This is a genomic window from Arthrobacter sp. FW306-1B-G06A (assembly GCF_058781765.1).
On the sequence record NZ_JBYSXB010000018.1, the window covers coordinates 16,097 to 34,505 of the forward strand.

Here is an 18,409-nt window from a genome sequence, read left to right on the forward strand (position 1 = left end):
CTAGTGGAGGGGTAGGACAGTCAAGCGCGCCTCACTGCAAGGGAGGAAGCACGTCCCGGGCTTCCCGGGGGTCCATGCCCGCGGCTTCGAGCAGGTCCACCATGAGCGGGCGGAAGAGCATCACCACTGTTTCGCCCTCGAGCTTCTGGACGTGAAGCATTTTGGGGTGCAGCCGGGTGGCAATATCGGCCAAGTCCTGCCGTGCGCCGCGCAGGTGGGCCCGGCGGGCGCCGTCGTGCACTTCCGCGAGGCCGAGCGACAGTTCCTCGACGGCGGCGGACGTGTCCTGCAAGACCTCCGAAATGCTGTCCGTCGCCTCGTCGGTCAATGCTGCATGGTTGATGGCGCTCGTGAGCCGCCGCGCGAACACCCGGCTGTTGCGGAGGGCGAGGTCGATGGAATCCAATGACTCCTCCAGCATGGTCAGCTCGTCGCGGTGCCGCCGGTACGCCGGGGCGAGCGTGGCCACTTCACCGGATGCCTTGAGGGATTGGCGCATCCGGTCCACGAGCGGCTGGCAATTCCGCCCCCGGATGAGGGCATGCCAGGCCTGGGTGGAGTCGCTGTTGATCAATGCGTCGGCACATTCACGGAGGACCTCCGAGAGTTCGTGCAGGAGTTTGCGGACGTCCTGGCGCGGCTCCCTGCGCGGGTCCTTCGGGACCAGCATGGTAACCAGCAGCGCGAAAACCCCGCCCACAACGGCGTCGATGCTTCGGGTGAACGGCCCCCCGGCCGGCGCGGGCAGCAAGACCACGAGAAGCGATTGCAGGCCCAGTTGGGTGGTGAAGATGGTGCCACTGTCCAGGAACCGGGCCAGGAGGATGGAGAAAAGGAGCACGACGGCGGCTTGCCAGATTCCCGAACCCAGCCAGTGGAGCAGAAGATCGCCGATGACGATCCCGAGGGTGCAGCCAAGCCCGACCTCCACGACCCGGCGAAGCCGCGGATCCCGCGAGAAGCCGAGCGCGATCAGCGACGAAGTCGCGGCGAAAAGGGGTCCTGAGTGCCCAAGGATGTATTCAGCGAACGCGTAGGCGCCCACGGCGCACACGGTCATCTGGACGGCCGGGACCAAGGAGTTCCGGCTGCGGACGAAGCCAGTTCGCAGCCGCGCCCGCAGGAATTTCTTGCTCGCTGAAAGTCCTCGGGGAGCGGTCATGGCTCAAGTCTATTCAGGAGCTGCCTAGTAAATGAGGCTCGCCGAAGGAACCGCAAAGTGAGGGGCGTCACTTAATCCCTTATGACTCGCCAAGCGCAAGGGTGACGCTGCACATGTAAGCCAATGGTCCACAGCCGTTCACCTCCCGTTCACTTTGGACCGCCGATCCCTTTACCTGCGACTCCTACCGTCGATAAAGGTACAAACACGTACGCAAATCTTTCGTATGCCGACTTTCTCCCTCGGTACGCATCAGAGAATCCCTGGAAGGGGTACATCCCAGTGAAGGCAACTCGCTTCGGCCGCAACGCGGCAATCGCGGTCCTCGCAGTCGGCGCCCTTGCGCTGACCGCTTGTGGTTCAGACAACGCAACCGGCGCCCCGGCAGCCACCCAGAGCGCCGCAGGCGTCAAGGTCACCGGCACCCTGACCGGCATCGGCTCTTCGGCGCAGGGCGCCGCAATGGACGCTTGGAAGACCAACTTCGCTTCCGCGAACCCGGGTGCCACGGTCCAGTACTCCCCGGACGGCTCGGGCGCAGGCCGCAAGGCCATCCTTGACGGCTCCGCGCAGTTCGCAGGCTCCGACGCCTACCTGAGCGACGCTGAACTGGCCACCTCCAAGACCAAGTGCGGCACCGACGGCGCCATCAACATCCCGGTGTACATCTCCCCGATCGCCGTTGCCTTCAACATCCCGAACGTCAAGGACTTGAAGCTCGACGCCGACACCGTTGCGAAGATCTTCCGCGGCCAGATCACCAACTGGAACGACCCGGCAATCGCCGCCCTGAACGCCGGAGTCACCCTTCCGGACCTCAAGGTCACCCCGGTCAACCGCTCTGACGACTCCGGCACCACCCAGAACTTCACGGACTACCTGGCATCTGCTGCTCCCTCGGTCTGGACCGACAAGGCTGCCGGACTGTGGCCCGCGTCCCTGAAGGGCGAGAACGCCAAGGGCACCTCCGGCGTCGTCAAGACCGTCACCGACACCCCGGGTGCCGTGACCTACGCTGACGATTCCGCAGTCTCCGGCAAGCTCGGCACCGCACAGATCAAGGTTGGCTCGGACTTCGTCAAGATCTCCCCGGCCGCTGCCGCCAAGGCTGTTGAACTGGGCAAGCCCGTTGCAGGCCGCCCGACCGGAGACCTTTCCATCAAGCTTGACCGCACCACCACGGATTCCTCCGCCTACCCGGTAGTCCTGGTTTCCTACCACGTCGTCTGCACCACCTACGACAAGAAGGAAACCGCTGACCTGGTCAAGGCATTCGAGAGCTACGTAGTCTCCGACGCCGGCCAGCAGGCCGCTGCCGGCTCCGCCAAGTCCGCTCCGCTCTCCAAGGCGCTGCAGGACAAGGCAAAGGCCGCTGTTGACTCCATCAAGGCCAAGGCCTAAGGACCACAATGGAGTAGTGGTACCGCGGACCGCGGCACCACTACCCTTGAATATCAACGTTCCCCGTCCCGCGCTGGTGAAACATCACCGGACGGGGCGGGGAACTTGGCCATTTTTGAGTGAATCTGAAGGATCGTGAAGTGACCACCAACTCCTTGACCACTTCCCAAGGTGCCGGACGCGCCGGGGACAAGGTCTTCTCCGGAGCCACCCTGGCCGCGGGATGCCTGATCCTCGCGGTTCTCTTCGGCGTCGCACTTTTCCTTGTCATCCAGGCCATTCCGGCCCTTGTGGCTCCACCCGCGGACATCCAAGGCGGCCACGGCTTCTTCGCCTACATCGGGCCGATCGTCGTCGGGACCCTGATTGCCGCCGTCATCGCGCTTGTGATCGCTACTCCGGTAGCCATCGGCGTCGCGCTGTTCATCTCCCACTACGCTCCCCGCAGGCTTGCCTCGGGTCTCGGCTACGTGGTGGACCTCCTCGCGGCCATTCCCTCCGTGGTCTACGGCGCATGGGGCGCGGCGTTCCTTGCCCCCCAGATTTCGCCCGCCTACGGCTGGCTGGCCAGCAACATGGGCTGGTTGCCGATTTTCCAAGGCCCGGCCTCCGCTACCGGCAAGACCATCCTGACCGCGAGTATCGTCCTCTCCGTCATGGTTTTGCCGATCATCACTTCACTCTCGCGTGAAATCTTCCTGCAGACCCCGAAGCTCCACGAGGAAGCCGCCCTGGCCCTCGGCGCGACCCGCTGGGAAATGATCAAGATGGCTGTCTTGCCGTTCGGCCGCCCCGGTATCGTGAGCGCCATCATGCTGGGCCTGGGCCGCGCGCTTGGCGAGACCATGGCCGTCGCCCTGGTCCTGTCCTCCGGCGTCCTGACCGCAAGCCTGATCCAGACCGGAAACCAGACCATCGCCGCTGAAATCGCCTTGAACTTCCCTGAAGCCAGCGGGCTCAAGGTCAGCACGTTGATCGCGGCGGGCTTGGTATTGTTCGTCATCACCCTGGGTGTCAACATGATTGCACGCTGGATCATCTCCAGGCACAAAGAATTCTCGGGAGCCAACTAATGACTGTCACAGCCCCCGTGGCGCGCAAACGCTCCGCACTGACCAAGGGCCAGTTGCCGGCTTTCGCACCGTACGTCGTCCTGGCCGTCGCCCTGGTACTCGGCGCTGCGATCCTTGCGTTGATCGGCTTCAACGCCTTCGGCTGGGGCCTCGTGTCCGCGATCCTGTTCGCGATCGGCCTGGTCGGCTGGAGCGCAGTTGTCGAAGGCGGCCGCAAGGCGAGCGACAAGCTTGCCACCTGCCTGATCGTCGGCTCGTTCCTTGTGGCGCTGCTGCCCCTGATCTCGGTGATCTGGACCGTCCTCGTGAACGGCATCCCGGGCATCATCACCCCAGGCTTCCTGACAACTTCCATGAACGGCGTCACAGGTTCCCTCGACAACAAGAGCGTCGATGAAGGCACAAAGGTCCTCGGCGGCATCTATCATGCGCTTCTGGGCACCGTGCAGATCACCCTGCTTGCGACGGTCATCTCGGTTCCTGTGGGTCTGCTGACCGCAATCTACCTGGTGGAATACGGCAACGACCGGGCCCTCGCCCGTGCCATCACCTTCTTCGTCGACGTTATGACCGGCATCCCGTCGATCGTCGCAGGTCTCTTTTCCGCAGCCTTCTTCTTCGCCGTGGTGGGCCCCGGCACCAAGACCGGTGCGGTTGCCGCCGTCGCGCTTTCGGTCCTGATGATCCCGGTGGTGGTCCGCTCGAGCGAGGAAATGCTCAAGATCGTCCCGAACGAGCTCCGTGAGGCGGCTTACGCACTGGGTGTCCGCAAGTGGCGCACCATCCTCAAGGTGGTCATCCCGACGGCGATTTCCGGCATCGCGTCCGGCGTCACCTTGGCGATCGCCCGGGTGATCGGCGAGACCGCTCCGATCCTGGTCACCGCGGGTTTCGCCACGACGATCAACAACAACGTTTTCGGCGGCTGGATGGCCTCGCTGCCTACGTTCATCTACACGCAGATCCTGAACCCGACCTCGCCGTCCAACCCGGACCCGTCGAGCCAGCGGGCGTGGGGTGCCGCGCTGGTCCTGATCATCCTGGTGATGCTCCTGAACCTGGGCGCCAGGCTGATCGCCCGGATCTTCGCCCCCAAGGCCGGCCGTTGAGCCGCCAGGCCACACGCAAACTTCCAACCACAGCACCGAAGGAACACCATGTCTAAGCGGATCGACGTCAAGGATCTGAACGTCTACTACGGCAGCTTCCTGGCCGTTGAGGGCGTCAATATCAACATTGAAGCCAAATCGGTCACGGCATTCATCGGCCCGTCCGGTTGTGGCAAGTCCACCTTCCTGCGCACCCTGAACCGCATGCACGAAGTGCTTCCCGGTGCCCGCGTTGAGGGCGAAGTCCTGCTCGACGGCGACAATCTCTACGGCCCCGGCGTGGACCCCGTGACGGTCCGCACCCAGGTTGGCATGGTCTTCCAGCGGCCCAACCCGTTCCCCACGATGTCCATCCGCGACAACGTGCTGGCCGGCGTGAAGCTCAACAACAAGAGGATCAGCAAGGGCGCGGCCGACGCACTCGTGGAGAAGTCCCTGCGCGGCGCCAACCTGTGGAACGAGGTCAAGGACCGCCTCGAGAAGCCCGGCTCCGGACTCTCCGGCGGCCAGCAGCAGCGGCTCTGCATTGCCCGTGCCATCGCCGTGGAACCGCAGGTCATCCTCATGGACGAGCCCTGCTCTGCGCTTGACCCCATCTCCACCTTGGCCGTCGAAGACCTCATCAACGAGCTCAAGGACGAGTACACCGTGGTGATCGTGACCCACAACATGCAGCAGGCTGCACGCGTTTCCGACAAGACCGCGTTCTTCAACATCGCCGGCACCGGCAAGCCGGGCAAGCTCATCGAGTTCGCGGACACCACCACCATCTTCAACAACCCGTCCCAGAAGGCCACGGAAGACTACGTCTCCGGCCGGTTCGGATAGGCCCCAGCGGCTCCCTGGGAACCACGCGAAAAGCCCGACGGCGACCGTCACCTATCCAGGTGGCTGCCGCCGTCGGGCTTTTCGCGTGCCTGGCGCGGCTCGCCGGACTCAGTGCGAAAGCGGTGAGAGCGCCAGTCCGAGGACGAACGCCACGGCGGCGGTAACGATCGGCGTCGCGACCCAGAACCCCAGGATCCGCAGCACCATCCGGCGGTTGGTGACGGAAAAGTTCTGGTTGGTTCCCGCACCAAGCACTGCCGACGTCACAGTGTGCGTGGTGGAAAGCGGCAAATGGAGGCCGATGGCACCGATGAATAACATCAGTGAGGTCAGGCTCTGGGCGATGAATCCCCGCATCGGGTCTACCCGCGTCAGCTTGTAACCCAAGGTGTACGAGATGCGCCAACCACCACAAAGCGTTCCCGCCGTGAGCATGACGGCCGTCAGCAGGATGACCCACAACGGGAGGTCGCTGGAGTCGGACACTCCGGCAGCCACGGCGCCCAACAGGATCACCGCTACGGTTCGTTGCCCGTCCTGCAGGCCGTGGCCGAGCGCGACCGCAGCGGCCGAGACGGACTGTGCGTGGCGGAAGCGGCCATGCACGACATCGGGCTGGGTGTAGCGGGCGGCCCATGTGACAGGCCACACGAGAAGATAGGCACCAAGGAAAGCAATCACGGGGGACAGCAGCAACGGCAGGACCACTTGCGCCAGCAAAATACCGTCTACCCCGTTGACGGAGCTGCCTCCCATCACTGCGCTTGCGGCTCCGGCGCCCACGAGGCCTCCTACCAAGGCATGGGTCGACGAGAGCGGCACACCGCGCCACCAAGCGTAGATTCCCCAAAGGATGGCGCTGCACAGCCCCGCGGCGAGCATGGTCAGCCCGTTCATTCCCGAGGGGAGAACCACCCAGGACTGGCTGAAAACCAGCGCGAAACCGCCGCTGAGAAGCACGCCGGCAAAATTGAAGACCGCTGCCAACACAACGGCGACTGACGGAGTGAGGGCGCGGGTCCGCACGGAGAGCGCGACGGCGGTGGAGACGTCGCGGAAGCCATTCAGGAATGCGAAGCCAGCCGCCAGCACCACCACAAGGGCGAAGAACGCGACTGCCACCTCATGCTTCCTTGACGATGATGCTGCCTACCTGGGTGGCGACGCGCCGCATGTCCTTGGTGACTTCAACCAGTTGATTGGCCACGTCACGGTTCCGCGAAAACTGGGTGGACTTCATGTCGCGGAGCATCTCGGCCACCCAGGTCCGGTGGCTGCGTTCCGCACGCTTGGCCAGCCGCAGCACCTCGATCCAGTAATCCTCAAGTTCGTCCAGATCGTCCAGCTGGCGCATGGCATCAACCGTGAGCTCCGCCTGGCGGCTGATGATCTCCAGTTGGTCCGCCGCGCGCTTGGGCACCCGATCCAGTTTGTAGAGGGCCACGAGCTCACCCGCGGCATCCAGCTTTTCCATCGCCTCGTTGAGGAAGCGGGAGAGGGCGTACATGTCCTCGCGGGGGAGCGGGTTCACGAAGCTCGTGCGCATGTGGGTCAAGAGGGCGAAATGCAGATCCGTGGATTTCGCCTCGTGTTCGTGCATCTCCTCCACCAGCCGTTCGTGCTCCGCGACGGGAGCTCCGAAGATCTCAGAAAGCGTCCCGGTTGCCTCAAGAATCTGGCGGGCCATTTGCGACAACAATTGCAACCCGGCGGGTTCTTGGGGGAAGAGACGCAGCTTCATTTGGCTTCCGGTAGGCGGGAGGGATAGGGGTGGGGCGGCGTCTTCGCCGAAGGGCATAAAAATGGTGCCGAACCGGATACGCCTCTCGGCGGTAGGCCGCTCGAAGCGGCTATAAGTTGAAGCCCGGGGGTTTCGCGGTTCGACACCAGTTTCAGTTTTCTACGTCATCCGAGCTAAGTCAATCTTGACAGCTGGCGGCAGGGGTGGTTGTGACGGTCCCGCACCCTTATATTTCACGTCAGTCCAGCTCGCCCAGGCGCCAAGCATTGGCCGCGTGCTCGAGATCTTCCGCGGTCTTCACGAGCTGGTGGGAGTTCCGGGTCAGCTTGCTTGCGTGGCCTTCGTTGGAATGCTCTGCACTGTCCGCCAGGGTGGCTTGGCCCAACGCGACGACGCGGCAAAACGCGGCTGAGCGTTCCAGCGCGACATCGAAATCGCCGTCGAACGCTCCCGAAAGGATGGCATCCGCCATCTGTTTCATTTCGTCCGCTCCCGGCGGCTCGGCTGCCCCCGCCACAACATGGGAAACCTGGGCGGTGTCCCGGCCGGCCTTGAAGTACACGGAAATGCGCTCGGAGTTCTGCATGGTGGCCGCGCGCAATGCATAGAGCCGCCACAATGCGCCGGGCAAAGACCGGGCGGGGCTCTCGGCCCACATTTCGGCGATGGCCTCGAGGCCTTGCTCGTCAGCGAGCTTCACGAGGCGCCTGGTGATCTTGGGGTCATCGCTGTCCCGACCTCGCCGCACGAGCGCCTGGGCGGCAAGGTGAGCGGCTTCGGACACGCGCGCGGGGTCCGCTCCGCCGGCAAACGGCTCGAAGTCAACCGGCGCGAAGGGTTTCGGCTTGTGATGCCTGTTTGCTCCGCCGTACACAGGAGGTCCCGATTGTTCGCTCATGCCCCAACGCTACTCCTGTGTTTTCGCTCGTGCACTCTTGACTGGGCTTGTTGTGGTGGCCCTCGGGCGCGGGGCGTTCCTTCCTGACCTTGTTTGATTCCGCCGGTGCCGCGACACGCCGTAGTTGCCGCGTGTCGTCGTCGGGGTTGGGGTCAAAAGAGGTCACGACGGCGTGGGGGCCGAGCGTGTCAAAACGGCCTTGAGCTTGAGGTACAGTATTTATGGCTGTTTCTACAGTCGGCAGGGGCCTTTAGCTCAGTTGGTAGAGCATCGGACTTTTAATCCGTGGGTCGTGGGTTCGATCCCCACAGGGCCCACCCAAAACCCCCGGAACCGCACGGTTCCGGGGGTTTACTTGTGCCAGGCGAAACTACGGCGTGGCCCACGCGGCCGGGTGACGGCCGAGCGGTCCGGCTTGCTGCGACCAATGCGCGGCGACGCCGTCGATTCGCCCCGGAAGTGGCACGCGTCGCGCCGGTCCCCAGTCGGTGCTGGTTTCCACCAAGGTGAAGTCATTCGGTGCAGCTACAGCCATGTGATCAGTCGGCGGGGTCAGCGAGTACAGCAAATTGGCCGTACCGATGAGTGAGCCCTGGATGCGGGCCGTCACCGAGTGGCTAAGGCGCCGGGTCAGGGCACGGGCGACGGCCGCGGCCAATAGCCAGCCGGTCGCGTGGTCGAGGGCCTGGACGGGAAGCGGGGTGGGCTCCGCTTGGCCCCTGGCGGTGGCTCCGGCGTCGGCGATTCCGCAGCTCATCTGGACCAGGCTGTCGAACCCGCGCCGATTGCGCCAGGGACCATCCCAGCCGTAGGCGTCCAAGCTGGCGATGATCAGGCCGGGGTTCATGGCGATCAGGGACCCGTCGTCGTAGCCCAGGCGTTTCAGGGCGTCGGGCCGCAGTCCCGACACGAGCACATCGGCGCCCGCGAGCAGTTCCTCGAATATCGCGCGGTCGGTCGGGGCAGCGAGATCCAAAGCGGCGGTTCGTTTGCCCAGCGTCGTCTCAGGCAGCAGCGACGGCACCTCTTCAAAGCCCGGCGGATCGATCCGCAGCACGTCGGCACCATAACCGGCGAGGAACTTGGTGCACACGGGTCCTGCGATCACCCGCGTCAGGTCGAGCACACGCACCCCGTGGAAGGGCATTTCGCCGACAGTGTCCGGTGGGCCGGCGCCGGTTGAACGGCGTTCGACGACGGTCAGCGGCGGCGTGTCCGCCGTCGCCATCCCCGGAGCCGAGGCGAGCCATTGCCCGCGGTTGCGCATGACGGCGGCGCATCCGCCCGCCTCCACGATGGCCGTCTCCAATTCTTCGGCGGGCAACCCAGCCACTGCGGCCTGAACTGTTTCGCGGTCATGGGCGCCAAGCACCCGCTCGACGGCGGCGCGGTGGCTGGCGTAGTTGGTGTGCAGCCTGATCCACGCGTCCCCCGTGCGATAGTTCCCGGCGATGGGGTCCCACAGTGGCGGCCGGGTCCAGCCGATTGGGGTGAACAGCCGCTCGGAGGCGAACGCGGCGCAGGACTCCCGGCTGTCTACCGTCACCGCTCGCGGCCCTGACTGGCGGCGGGCTGCGAGGAACTGCTCAGCGGCCACTGTCGCGACCACAACCGCCCCCGTCGCCAGTCCTGTCACGTCGAAAGCGGCCGGGAGAACGGCCCGCGGCCCTGTTGTCGTTAGCTGGGTGGCCGGCCAATCCGCATCATCGGCGCCGATTGCGTGCCACACTCGGGAAGTCACATCAGCGAAGCTGTCGTTCACACTCACCATTCTTGACGGGGCCACACGAAACGAGCAAAGGCAGCCGGATCTAACGCCTCCTGCCCAAGTGGGCCTCCAACTGCCAGACTGTTCTTCATGCAAGCGCTTTTGGACGGACTCTTGAATACCAGCCCGCTTGTGATCGCGTGCATCGTTTTCGCCCTGGTGTTCGCTGAGGATGCAATTTTTGTGGGCTTTGTGATCCCCGGTGAAACGGCGGCAGTGGTCGGCGGGGTGATTTCGAGCCGCGGGCTCTTCGAATTGTGGGCCATGATCGCCATTGTGGTCACGGCCGCGATCACGGGGGACACCGTGGGTTACGAAATAGGCAAACACTTCGGTCCGCGGGTGATGGCCTTGAAAATCCTGGACAAGAGACGCGCCCAATTGCAGAGGGCCGAAGACTTCCTCAAGGACAAAGGCGGCGTCGCGGTGCTCCTGGGCAGGTTTACCGCCTTCTTCCGTGCCGTGATGCCTGCGCTCGCCGGACTAAGCCGCATGCCCTACCGGCGCTTCGCGTTCTGGAATTTCAGCGGCGGCATTATCTGGGGGTCCTTGTTCGTGACGCTCGGCTTTGTGGCCGGAAATTCGTACGAAGAAGTGGCCCGTGTGGTGGGCCGGGGGGCAGCGGCCGTGGTGGCAGTCATTGTGGTGGCGATTGTGCTTGTCTGGCAGGTCAGGAAGCACCGCGCCAAGAAGGCCTGATGCCGCGGGATCACGGAAATCCGACGGAAACTTAAAGGCTTTAGGCTGGTCACAATTCGTTCGGGAGGGGCGGTGAATGGTCCAACTGGATATGTCTGATGTTTGGCGTTATAACCGTAATAGCTGCCCCGACGTCCTCGGCTTATCTGAGCCTCGAGTGATCTGATGTCCGCTTCTGCAGCACAGAACTTTTAAGGAGAACCGATGCATCTTTTGCCCCGTGAGCAGGAAAAGCTCATGATCGTGGTCGCGGCCGACCTCGCCCGCCGTCGGCAATCCCGTGGCTTGAAGCTCAACTTTCCCGAAGCCGTGGCCGTCATCAGCTACGAACTGATCGAGGGCGCCCGCGACGGCAAAACCGTCGCAGAACTCATGAGCTACGGGACCACCTTGCTTCGCCGTGAAGACGTGATGGAGGGCGTGCCAGAGATGATCCATGACGTCCAGATCGAGGCCACTTTCCCCGACGGCACCAAGCTCGTCACCGTCCACGACCCGATCCGCTAGGAGGCCAACATGATTCCCGGTGAGTACCGTCTCCAAGCAGACCCCATCGCCTGCAACAGCGGACGCGAGGCAATCGCCGTCGACGTCGTCAACCGTGGCGACCGCCCGGTCCAGGTGGGCTCGCATTACCACTTTGCCGAGTCGAATCCCGCGCTCGATTTTGACCGCGAAGCCGCTTTCGGCCGCCGGCTGGACATCCCTGCCGGAACGGCTGCGCGCTTCGAACCCGGCGATTCCAAGACCGTCAAACTCATTGCACTTGCGGGACGCCGCGAAGTCTACGGCCTGCGGAACGCCGTCAACGGTCCCCTTGACGTCGACGCCGGAAAGAACGACGGCGGCGCTGCCGCCGGCACCGACCGGCCCGGTGCCAGCACAGAAGGGACAGCCCAGTGAGCTTCGAAATTTCGCGCAAGCAGTACGCAGACCTTTACGGCCCGACGACGGGCGACTCCATCCGCTTGGCGGACACCGAACTTTTCCTTGAGATCGAGAAGGACTACACGGTCTACGGCGAAGAGGTCATGTTCGGCGGAGGCAAAGTGGTCCGCGACGGCATGGGGCAGAACGGCCAAGTGACCCGGGATGAGGACGTCCCGGACACCGTCATTTCGAACGTCGTGGTCCTCGACTACACCGGAATCTACAAGGCCGATGTGGCGCTCAAAGACGGCCACATCTTCAAGATCGGCAAGGCCGGCAACCCCCAGATCGCCGACGGCGTGGACATCGTGATCGGGGCCAGTACTGAGATGATCGCCGGGGAAGGCAAGATCCTCACTGCAGGCGGCGTCGACACCCACATCCACTACATTTCCCCGGACCAAGTCCCCACGGCCCTGTGCAGCGGCATCACCACTATGGTCGGCGGTGGCACGGGACCAGCCGAAGGTACCAAGGCCACCACCATCACGCCTGGCAAATGGCACATTTCGCGGATGCTGCAAGCCGCGGAAGGGCTGCCGATCAATATCGGCCTCTTCGGCAAGGGCCACGCGTCCGCCATCGAGCCGCTCGCCGAACAGATCCGCGCAGGAGCAGTGGGCCTCAAAGTCCACGAGGACTGGGGCGCCACGACATCTTCGATCGACATGTCGCTGCGGGTAGCCGACGAATACGACGTACAGGTAGCCATCCACACGGACACCCTCAACGAGTGCGGATTCGTGGAGGACACCATCAAGGCCATCGACGGCCGAGTGATCCACACCTTCCATACCGAAGGCGCCGGCGGCGGCCACGCTCCGGACATCATCAAGATCGCCGGATTGCCCAACGTGCTCCCGGCATCCACCAACCCCACGCTCCCGTACACGCGGAACACCATCGAAGAGCACCTGGACATGCTCATGGTGTGCCACCACCTCAACCCGGACATCCCGGAAGACGTGGCGTTCGCTGATTCCCGCATCCGGGCCGAAACCATCGCCGCCGAAGACGTGCTCCAGGACTTGGGCATCTTCTCCATGACCTCATCGGATTCCCAGGCCATGGGCCGCGTGGGCGAAGTGGTCATCCGCACCTGGCAAGTGGCCGACGCCATGAAGCGGCAGCGGGGCGTCCTCAAGGATGCGTCAGGTGCAAGCCACGGCGCTCCGAACGGCTTGGGCGCGGAGAGCGACAACTTCCGGATCAAGCGCTACATCTCCAAATACACCATCAACCCCGCGATCGCGCAGGGAATGGCAGACTCCATCGGCTCCGTGGAAGTGGGAAAGTTCGCCGACCTCGTCCTCTGGAATCCGGCCTTCTTCGGTGTGAAGCCTGAACTGGTCCTCAAAGGCGGGCAGATCGCCTACGCGCTCATGGGCGATTCCAACGGATCCATCCCCACACCGCAGCCACGCACCATGCGCCCGATGTTCGCCACCCACGGCAAAGCGCTGCAGCAGTCGTCCATTACCTTCCTGTCCAAGGCGGCCATCGACGCCGGCGTTCCGGAAGAGCTTGGCCTTGAACGCGTCATCCGGGCGGTCTCCGGAATCCGGAACCTGAGCAAAGCGGACCTCAAGTTCAACGGGGAAACCCCCGATATCGCCGTCGACCCCGAAACCTACAAAGTGACGGTCGACGGCGAAGACGTCACCTGTGAGCCTTCCGACGTGCTGCCCATGGCCCAGCGCTACTTCCTTTTCTAGATCGCAGGAGGAGACCACATGATCATCGAAAAGATCCTCGGCAACCTGCACGAGCTGCCGCAGGCCGAGGCCGCGGCGTTGGCCAAACTCCACAAGGAGAAGGTCGTCTTACCCAGCGCCCAGCTGGTCAAACGCATCCAACGCGTCACCACGGACCACGGGAAGGAGCTCGGCATCCGCCTCCCCGCCGGATCCGGGGACCTGCGCGACGGCGACATCCTCGCCGTCGAGGAGGCGAACCTCATCGTGGTCTCCGTGCTGCCGAGCGACGTCCTGGTCATCGCCGCGCGCAGCATCTACGAAATGGGCGTAGTGGCGCACTCCCTCGGCAACAGGCACCTGCAGGCCCAGTTCTTCGACGGCGACTCCGAATACGGGGCCGAAGTCATGGTGTGCCAGTACGACCACACGGTCGAGGACTACCTCAAACACGTCGGCGTGCCTTATGACCGCCAGGAACGCGTAATGCCGGTGCCTTTCCGCCATGCTGAACACACGCACTGAGCCAGCTTCGGCTGCGGTTAACCCGGTCGGCAAGCCTCCGGTGGGTGATAGGGGCCGTGCCCGCTCCGCGGTGCCCGCCACGCCGCGGCCCCTATCACCCACCTACGCCGTCCACGTCACCTTCGGGGGGCAGCAGTGAGCTCCTATCAGCTCGCCCTCCAGCAGTTGTGCGACTCCGCTCTTCCTACCGGGGCGTTTGCTCATTCTTTGGGGTTTGAGACGTACATCGACCGTGGGGTCGTGGCTGATGAGGGGAGTTTTGGGGTTTGGCTGTCTGCGTTTGTGGGGCAGCAGTTGACTTATTCCGATGGGCTGGCCATCCGGTTCCTTTATGAAGGGGTGGATTTGGGGGAGTTGGATGCTCATTTGAGTGCTCAGCTCTTGCCTCGGCAGTTGCGGGAGGCGAGTACCAAAATGGGCGGGCGGCTGATCGAGATCGGGACCGAAGTCTTTCCCTCGGCCGAGCTGGAAGAATACCGGGCTATGGTGACCACCGGCGGGGCCGCCGGCCATCAGCCGCTGGCGTTCGCCGTCGTCGCGCGCTCGTTGGGCGTGCCGTTCGAAGAAGCGCTGGCCGCGTACCTTTTCGCGGCGGTCACCTCGCTGACCCAGAACGCCGTGCGCGCCATCCCTCTCGGCCAGAACTCCGGGCAGCGGCTGCTGCGCAAAGCGCACGACGACGTCTCTGCCGCCGTCGAACATGTCCGGCGCCTCAGTTGGGACGACTTCGGAGCCGTCAGCCCCGGCCTGGAAATTTCGCAGATGCGGCACGAATGGCAACGTGCACGCATGTTCATGAGCTAGAACCATAGGAGGACACATGTCTGAACCCATCAAGATCGGTATCGGCGGCCCGGTAGGTGCCGGCAAAACGCAGCTCGTTGAGCGCCTGACCCGCCACATGAGCCGGGAAATCTCTATGGCCGCCATCACCAACGACATCTACACGATCGAAGACGCCAAAATCCTCGCGGCCAACGGCATCCTTCCCGAAGACCGCATCATCGGCGTCGAAACCGGCGGCTGCCCGCACACCGCCATCCGCGAAGACACCTCCATGAACACGGCGGCCATCGAGGAACTCAAGAGACGCCACCACGACCTGCAGGTCATCTTCGTCGAATCCGGCGGCGACAACCTCTCCGCCACGTTCAGCCCCGAACTCGTGGACTTCTCGATCTACATCATCGACGTCGCCCAGGGCGAGAAAATCCCCCGCAAAGCCGGCCAAGGCATGATCAAGTCGGACCTGTTCATCATCAACAAGACCGACCTCGCCCCATTCGTCGGCGCAGACCTGTCCGTCATGGAACGGGACTCCAAGGAATTCCGCGGCGACAAGCCCTTCTGCTTCACCAACCTGAAGACCGACGAAGGGCTGGACAAGGTCATCGCATGGATGCGGCACGATGTCCTGATGCTCGACCTGGCGTCATGAGCACGACGGCGACGGCGGCTGAGGCGCTGGACCCGCTTGCTGGCGCTGCTTGCGGCGCTTCGCCGGATATAGAGGGCCGTGCCCGTCCCCAGCCGCTCCCAACTCTCGCAAGCTCGAGTCGGGGCCCTCGCGGCAGTGGGCCCATCGCGGTGCCCGCCACGCCGCGGCCCTCTATATCCGGCTCCGCTGCTGCTGTCGTCTCACCTCGGGGGCGCCTCGACCTCGTTGTCGCCCTTCGTGCTGGTCGTTCCGTGGCCGTGCAGCAGTTTCATCAGGGTGCCTTGCGGGTTTTGAGGCCGCACTACTTGGATGGGTCTGGGCAGGTTTGTTATGTCATGGTCAATCCGGGCGGGGCGTATTTGGGGGCGGATCTCTATGTTGTGGATGTGGAGGTCGAGGCTTGGGCTTCGCTGCTTTTGACCACTCAGTCGGCCACGAAGATCTATCGGACTCCGGGATCGTTTGCTGAGCAGCGGATGAACATCCGGCTGGGGGAGGGGGCGGAACTGGAGTTGGCGCCCGACCAGCTCATCGCCTACCGGGAGGCCAGCTATCGGCAGGATACGCACATCAGTGTGCATCCGACGTCGAGCCTCATCATGGCGGAAGTCATCACTCCGGGCTGGTCCCCGGACGGCGCTTCCTTCAAGTACCGGGAACTCCGGCTCCGGAACGAGATCCAGGTGGAGGGCAACGACGGCGCCGTGCTGCTTGCGCTCGACAACCTCCTGATCCGGCCACCCCTGGGGGATGTGACCGGAATGGGCTTCATGGAGGGGTACAGCCACCTGGGTTCGCTCGTTGTGGTGGATCCGCGGGTTGACCAGGCGCTCGCCGATGAACTGCACCGGCTGACGGCGGGGTACGAGGCGTACTCGGGCTTGTCGTTGAGCCGAACCCTTGCAGGCACGACGGGCCTGGTCCTGCGGTCCCTCTCGAACAGCACCGAGGAACTGAATCGATTGCTCGGTGCATGTACAGGCCTTCTGCGCGGACGCTGGTACGGCAGGGCACCGCTGAATCTCAGGAAGTACTGATGACGTCACTCGCGGAACTCGCCTCGATGTACCGGTGGCGTGAGCATCTCCCGATGAAGTCCCGCCTCGCGTTCATGTTCGGCTCCGTCGTCCTCCTGCACCTTGCCGCCGTCGTACTCCTGTTGGTGGGTGGCGCCAGTGGCGGGCAGCCGCTGGCGCTGGGTCTCGTGCTGACGGCTTATGTGGCCGGTATCAAGCACAGTTACGACTGGGACCACATCGCGGCGATCGACAATTCCACCCGAAAGTTCGTGGCACAGCGCAAGGACCCCGTGAGTGTCGGCTTTGCCTTCAGCCTGGGCCACAGCTCCGTGGTGATCCTGGCCGGTGTGATGGTGGTTGGGGGCGCCAGCCTTGTGGGCCAGCTCATGGAGGACGGCACCACCGGACACCTCGTGCTGGGGCTGATCGGCAGCGGCGTGTCCGGGATGTTCCTGCTGGCCATGGGTATCTTCAACGGGTCGGCGTTCCTCCGTACGATTCAGCTGTACCGCGCCGCCCAGGCCGGCGGCGCGATCGCCGTCGACGACCTCGAAACCAAAGGGTTCATGGCGCGGCTCTTGGCCAAGCCGCTATCCAAGGTCCAGCGTCCGCGGAACATCTACGTGATCGGGTTCTTGTTCGGGCTTGGATTCGACACCGCCACCACCATCGGGCTGCTGGTGCTCACGACGGCGGCGTCGCTCGCGGGCGTGTCTGTTCTTGCCCTCCTGGCGCTGCCGCTGGCCTTCACCGCGGCGATGACCCTTTGCGATTCCATCAACGGTGTGGCCATGATGCGGATGTACAAATCCGCCATCCACGATCCCCAGCGCAAGCTTGGATTCAACGCCATTATCACCGGTATCTCGGCCTTTTCGGCGCTCTTCATCTCGGTCATCACACTGGGCGGTTTCCTCAATGCGGCCTTTGGACTGAGCGATCCGGTCACCACGTGGCTGGGCGAAATAGACCTCGGTGACGCCGGGCTGGTGCTGATTGGGCTGTTCGCCGTCGTGTGGGTGGTTGCGGCCCTGCGGTTCCGGGCGGCGCGGCGCCGCTAGCCGGGCTGGAGCCACTGCAGAAGGCGATCCAACGGCCACGTCGTGATGATGCGATCGGCGGGTACCCCGTTGGCTTCCGCCCGCTCCGCACCGTACTGCAGGAAGTCGAGCTGGCCGGGGGCATGTGCGTCACTGTCGATGCTGAAGAGGCAGCCGGCATCGAGGGCAATTTGAATCAATTCGTCCGGCGGGTCCTGGCGTTCGGGCCGCGAATTGATCTCGACGGCGACCCTGTGTTCCGCGCACGAGGCGAACACCTCTTCGGCGTCGAACTCCGATGGGGGTCGCGTTCCTCGCGATCCCTTCACCAAGCGGCCGGTGCAGTGCCCGAGGACGTTCGTGTGCGGGTTTTCGATGGCAGTGAGCATCCGCCGGGTCATGGGCCGTTTGTCCGACCTGAGCTTCGAGTGGACACTGGCCACTACAACGTCCAGTTGGCTCAGCAGTTCCGCGGACTGGTCCAGCTCTCCGTCTTCAAGGATGTCCACTTCGATGCCGGCCAATAGCCGAAAGCCCGACTCTTGCCCGTACCGTTCGTTGATTCCATCCACAACGGTGAGCTGCTCCATCAAGCGCTCGGGGCTGAGCCCGTTGGCGATAGTGAGGTTGGGGGAGTGATCGGTTAATGCAATATATTCCCGACCGAGTATACGAGCCGCGTCGGCCATAACCTCAATCGGCGAGCCGCCGTCCGACCAGTTGCTGTGGCTATGCAGATCGCCCCGGAGCTCGGCGTTCAGCTCGTGTCCACCGTTGACCAAAGGTTCGGCGCCGCGACGGCGGAGGTTCTCAAGGTAGTCGGGAACAGCGCCGCCCAGGGCCTGGCTGATCACCTCGAAGGTCCGGCTGCCGATTCCCTTGGTCCGCTTGAGGCGGCCATCCTTGAGCCGGGCAGTCAGTTCCTCGTGGCTCAGTCCGGCGATGACTCCCGCAGCCCGGCGGAAGGCCTGGACCTTGAAGCTGTCCGCGAGTTCCCGTTCCAGCCAGAAGGCGGTTTCATTGAGCGCGTCGATGGCGTCCATGGCTCAATCATGTACCACGCCGCGCCCATACGTATGTGAGC

19 protein-coding genes and 1 tRNA gene are annotated in these 18,409 nt (G+C 63.9%); 14 read left to right on the top strand and 6 right to left on the bottom strand.

What is annotated here, in order from left to right; all coding sequences use genetic code 11:
- Positions 1-31: 31 nt before the first annotated feature.
- Entirely contained in the window at positions 32-1,162 is a 1,131-nt protein-coding gene (locus tag AC3WJM_RS11100) for an FUSC family protein (protein WP_492271894.1), read from the bottom strand.
- 282 nt (positions 1,163-1,444) lie between these two features.
- On the opposite strand from AC3WJM_RS11100, the gene pstS reads away from it, so the two are divergent.
- The 4 genes from pstS (at position 1,445) to pstB (ending at position 5,573) form a co-directional block, all read left to right on the top strand.
- Positions 1,445-2,563, top strand: coding sequence for a phosphate ABC transporter substrate-binding protein PstS (gene pstS, locus AC3WJM_RS11105; RefSeq protein WP_059388351.1), 1,119 nt, complete (start codon positions 1,445-1,447; stop codon positions 2,561-2,563).
- Between the two features lie 140 nt (positions 2,564-2,703).
- Entirely contained in the window at positions 2,704-3,636 is a 933-nt protein-coding gene (gene pstC, locus AC3WJM_RS11110; RefSeq protein ID WP_284990886.1) for a phosphate ABC transporter permease subunit PstC, read from the top strand.
- Complete coding sequence (gene pstA / locus AC3WJM_RS11115; protein ID WP_059388352.1) at positions 3,636-4,745, top strand: phosphate ABC transporter permease PstA; 1,110 nt, start codon at positions 3,636-3,638, stop codon at positions 4,743-4,745. The genes pstC and pstA overlap by 1 nt, the downstream gene beginning before the upstream one ends.
- Positions 4,746-4,793: 48 nt before the next feature.
- A complete protein-coding gene (pstB, locus tag AC3WJM_RS11120) occupies positions 4,794-5,573 on the top strand; it encodes a phosphate ABC transporter ATP-binding protein PstB (RefSeq protein ID WP_059388353.1) in 780 nt (259 codons plus the stop codon).
- Positions 5,574-5,681: 108 nt separating this feature from the next.
- Here pstB and AC3WJM_RS11125 read toward each other — a convergent pair whose 3' ends face one another.
- The 3 genes from AC3WJM_RS11125 to AC3WJM_RS11135 all read right to left on the bottom strand — a co-directional run bounded on the left by AC3WJM_RS11125 (position 5,682) and on the right by AC3WJM_RS11135 (position 8,212).
- Positions 5,682-6,695 carry an inorganic phosphate transporter gene (locus AC3WJM_RS11125; RefSeq protein WP_059388354.1) on the bottom strand — a complete coding sequence of 338 codons (1,014 nt, stop codon included), beginning with the start codon at positions 6,693-6,695 and terminating at the stop codon, positions 5,682-5,684.
- Position 6,696: 1 nt separating this feature from the next.
- The gene (locus AC3WJM_RS11130; RefSeq protein ID WP_234753923.1) at positions 6,697-7,314 is read right to left on the bottom strand and encodes a DUF47 domain-containing protein; all 618 of its coding nucleotides are present in this window, start codon (positions 7,312-7,314) and stop codon (positions 6,697-6,699) included.
- A gap of 238 nt (positions 7,315-7,552) precedes the next feature.
- The gene (locus tag AC3WJM_RS11135; protein WP_078106945.1) at positions 7,553-8,212 is read right to left on the bottom strand and encodes a hypothetical protein; all 660 of its coding nucleotides are present in this window, start codon (positions 8,210-8,212) and stop codon (positions 7,553-7,555) included.
- A 244-nt stretch (positions 8,213-8,456) separates the two neighbouring features.
- Between AC3WJM_RS11135 and AC3WJM_RS11140 the strand changes: the two genes are divergently transcribed.
- Positions 8,457-8,529: transfer RNA gene (locus AC3WJM_RS11140), tRNA-Lys, on the top strand.
- Between the two features lie 53 nt (positions 8,530-8,582).
- On the opposite strand, the gene AC3WJM_RS11145 is transcribed toward AC3WJM_RS11140, so the two are convergent.
- The gene (locus tag AC3WJM_RS11145; protein ID WP_492271895.1) at positions 8,583-9,974 is read right to left on the bottom strand and encodes a CoA transferase; all 1,392 of its coding nucleotides are present in this window, start codon (positions 9,972-9,974) and stop codon (positions 8,583-8,585) included.
- A gap of 120 nt (positions 9,975-10,094) precedes the next feature.
- Between AC3WJM_RS11145 and AC3WJM_RS11150 the strand changes: the two genes are divergently transcribed.
- The 9 genes from AC3WJM_RS11150 (at position 10,095) to AC3WJM_RS11190 (ending at position 17,346) form a co-directional block, all read left to right on the top strand.
- Complete coding sequence (locus AC3WJM_RS11150; protein ID WP_253257239.1) at positions 10,095-10,679, top strand: DedA family protein; 585 nt, start codon at positions 10,095-10,097, stop codon at positions 10,677-10,679.
- A 204-nt stretch (positions 10,680-10,883) separates the two neighbouring features.
- Positions 10,884-11,186: an urease subunit gamma gene (locus tag AC3WJM_RS11155; protein ID WP_284990846.1), complete on the top strand. Its 303-nt coding sequence runs from the start codon at positions 10,884-10,886 to the stop codon at positions 11,184-11,186.
- A 9-nt stretch (positions 11,187-11,195) separates the two neighbouring features.
- A complete protein-coding gene (locus AC3WJM_RS11160) occupies positions 11,196-11,582 on the top strand; it encodes an urease subunit beta (RefSeq protein ID WP_492271896.1) in 387 nt (128 codons plus the stop codon).
- Positions 11,579-13,324 (top strand): urease subunit alpha, encoded by a 1,746-nt coding sequence (ureC, locus tag AC3WJM_RS11165; protein WP_284990844.1) that lies wholly within the window; start codon positions 11,579-11,581, stop codon positions 13,322-13,324. Before AC3WJM_RS11160 ends, ureC begins: the two co-directional genes overlap by 4 nt.
- An 18-nt stretch (positions 13,325-13,342) precedes the next feature.
- Positions 13,343-13,828 carry an urease accessory protein UreE gene (gene ureE / locus AC3WJM_RS11170; RefSeq protein ID WP_306964211.1) on the top strand — a complete coding sequence of 162 codons (486 nt, stop codon included), beginning with the start codon at positions 13,343-13,345 and terminating at the stop codon, positions 13,826-13,828.
- Between the two features lie 135 nt (positions 13,829-13,963).
- The gene (locus AC3WJM_RS11175; RefSeq protein WP_492271897.1) at positions 13,964-14,632 is read left to right on the top strand and encodes an urease accessory protein UreF; all 669 of its coding nucleotides are present in this window, start codon (positions 13,964-13,966) and stop codon (positions 14,630-14,632) included.
- A 16-nt stretch (positions 14,633-14,648) separates the two neighbouring features.
- Positions 14,649-15,266: an urease accessory protein UreG gene (ureG, locus tag AC3WJM_RS11180; RefSeq protein WP_492271898.1), complete on the top strand. Its 618-nt coding sequence runs from the start codon at positions 14,649-14,651 to the stop codon at positions 15,264-15,266.
- On the top strand, positions 15,263-16,303 hold the full coding sequence (locus AC3WJM_RS11185; RefSeq protein ID WP_492271899.1) for an urease accessory protein UreD: 1,041 nt from the start codon (positions 15,263-15,265) through the stop codon (positions 16,301-16,303). Before ureG ends, AC3WJM_RS11185 begins: the two co-directional genes overlap by 4 nt.
- Entirely contained in the window at positions 16,303-17,346 is a 1,044-nt protein-coding gene (locus AC3WJM_RS11190; RefSeq protein ID WP_441438120.1) for a HoxN/HupN/NixA family nickel/cobalt transporter, read from the top strand. Before AC3WJM_RS11185 ends, AC3WJM_RS11190 begins: the two co-directional genes overlap by 1 nt.
- Here AC3WJM_RS11190 and AC3WJM_RS11195 read toward each other — a convergent pair.
- Entirely contained in the window at positions 17,343-18,368 is a 1,026-nt protein-coding gene (locus AC3WJM_RS11195; protein WP_441433752.1) for a PHP domain-containing protein, read from the bottom strand. The genes AC3WJM_RS11190 and AC3WJM_RS11195 overlap by 4 nt on opposite strands.
- Between the last annotated feature and the right edge of the window lie 41 nt (positions 18,369-18,409).

Bases quoted from the DNA above. Each gene is read 5' to 3' on its own strand.
- AC3WJM_RS11195 (WP_441433752.1), bottom strand. From the start codon at position 18,368: ATGGACGCCATCGACGCGCTCAATGAAACCGCCTTCTGGCTGGAACGG.
- AC3WJM_RS11190 (WP_441438120.1), top strand. From the start codon at position 16,303: ATGACGTCACTCGCGGAACTCGCCTCGATGTACCGGTGGCGTGAGCAT.
- pstA (WP_059388352.1), top strand. From the start codon at position 3,636: ATGACTGTCACAGCCCCCGTGGCGCGCAAACGCTCCGCACTGACCAAG.
- ureG (WP_492271898.1), top strand. From the start codon at position 14,649: ATGTCTGAACCCATCAAGATCGGTATCGGCGGCCCGGTAGGTGCCGGC.
- pstB (WP_059388353.1), top strand. From the start codon at position 4,794: ATGTCTAAGCGGATCGACGTCAAGGATCTGAACGTCTACTACGGCAGC.
- AC3WJM_RS11185 (WP_492271899.1), top strand. From the start codon at position 15,263: ATGAGCACGACGGCGACGGCGGCTGAGGCGCTGGACCCGCTTGCTGGC.
- AC3WJM_RS11160 (WP_492271896.1), top strand. From the start codon at position 11,196: ATGATTCCCGGTGAGTACCGTCTCCAAGCAGACCCCATCGCCTGCAAC.
- ureE (WP_306964211.1), top strand. From the start codon at position 13,343: ATGATCATCGAAAAGATCCTCGGCAACCTGCACGAGCTGCCGCAGGCC.
- AC3WJM_RS11135 (WP_078106945.1), bottom strand. From the start codon at position 8,212: ATGAGCGAACAATCGGGACCTCCTGTGTACGGCGGAGCAAACAGGCAT.
- AC3WJM_RS11130 (WP_234753923.1), bottom strand. From the start codon at position 7,314: ATGAAGCTGCGTCTCTTCCCCCAAGAACCCGCCGGGTTGCAATTGTTG.
- AC3WJM_RS11100 (WP_492271894.1), bottom strand. From the start codon at position 1,162: ATGACCGCTCCCCGAGGACTTTCAGCGAGCAAGAAATTCCTGCGGGCG.
- AC3WJM_RS11155 (WP_284990846.1), top strand. From the start codon at position 10,884: ATGCATCTTTTGCCCCGTGAGCAGGAAAAGCTCATGATCGTGGTCGCG.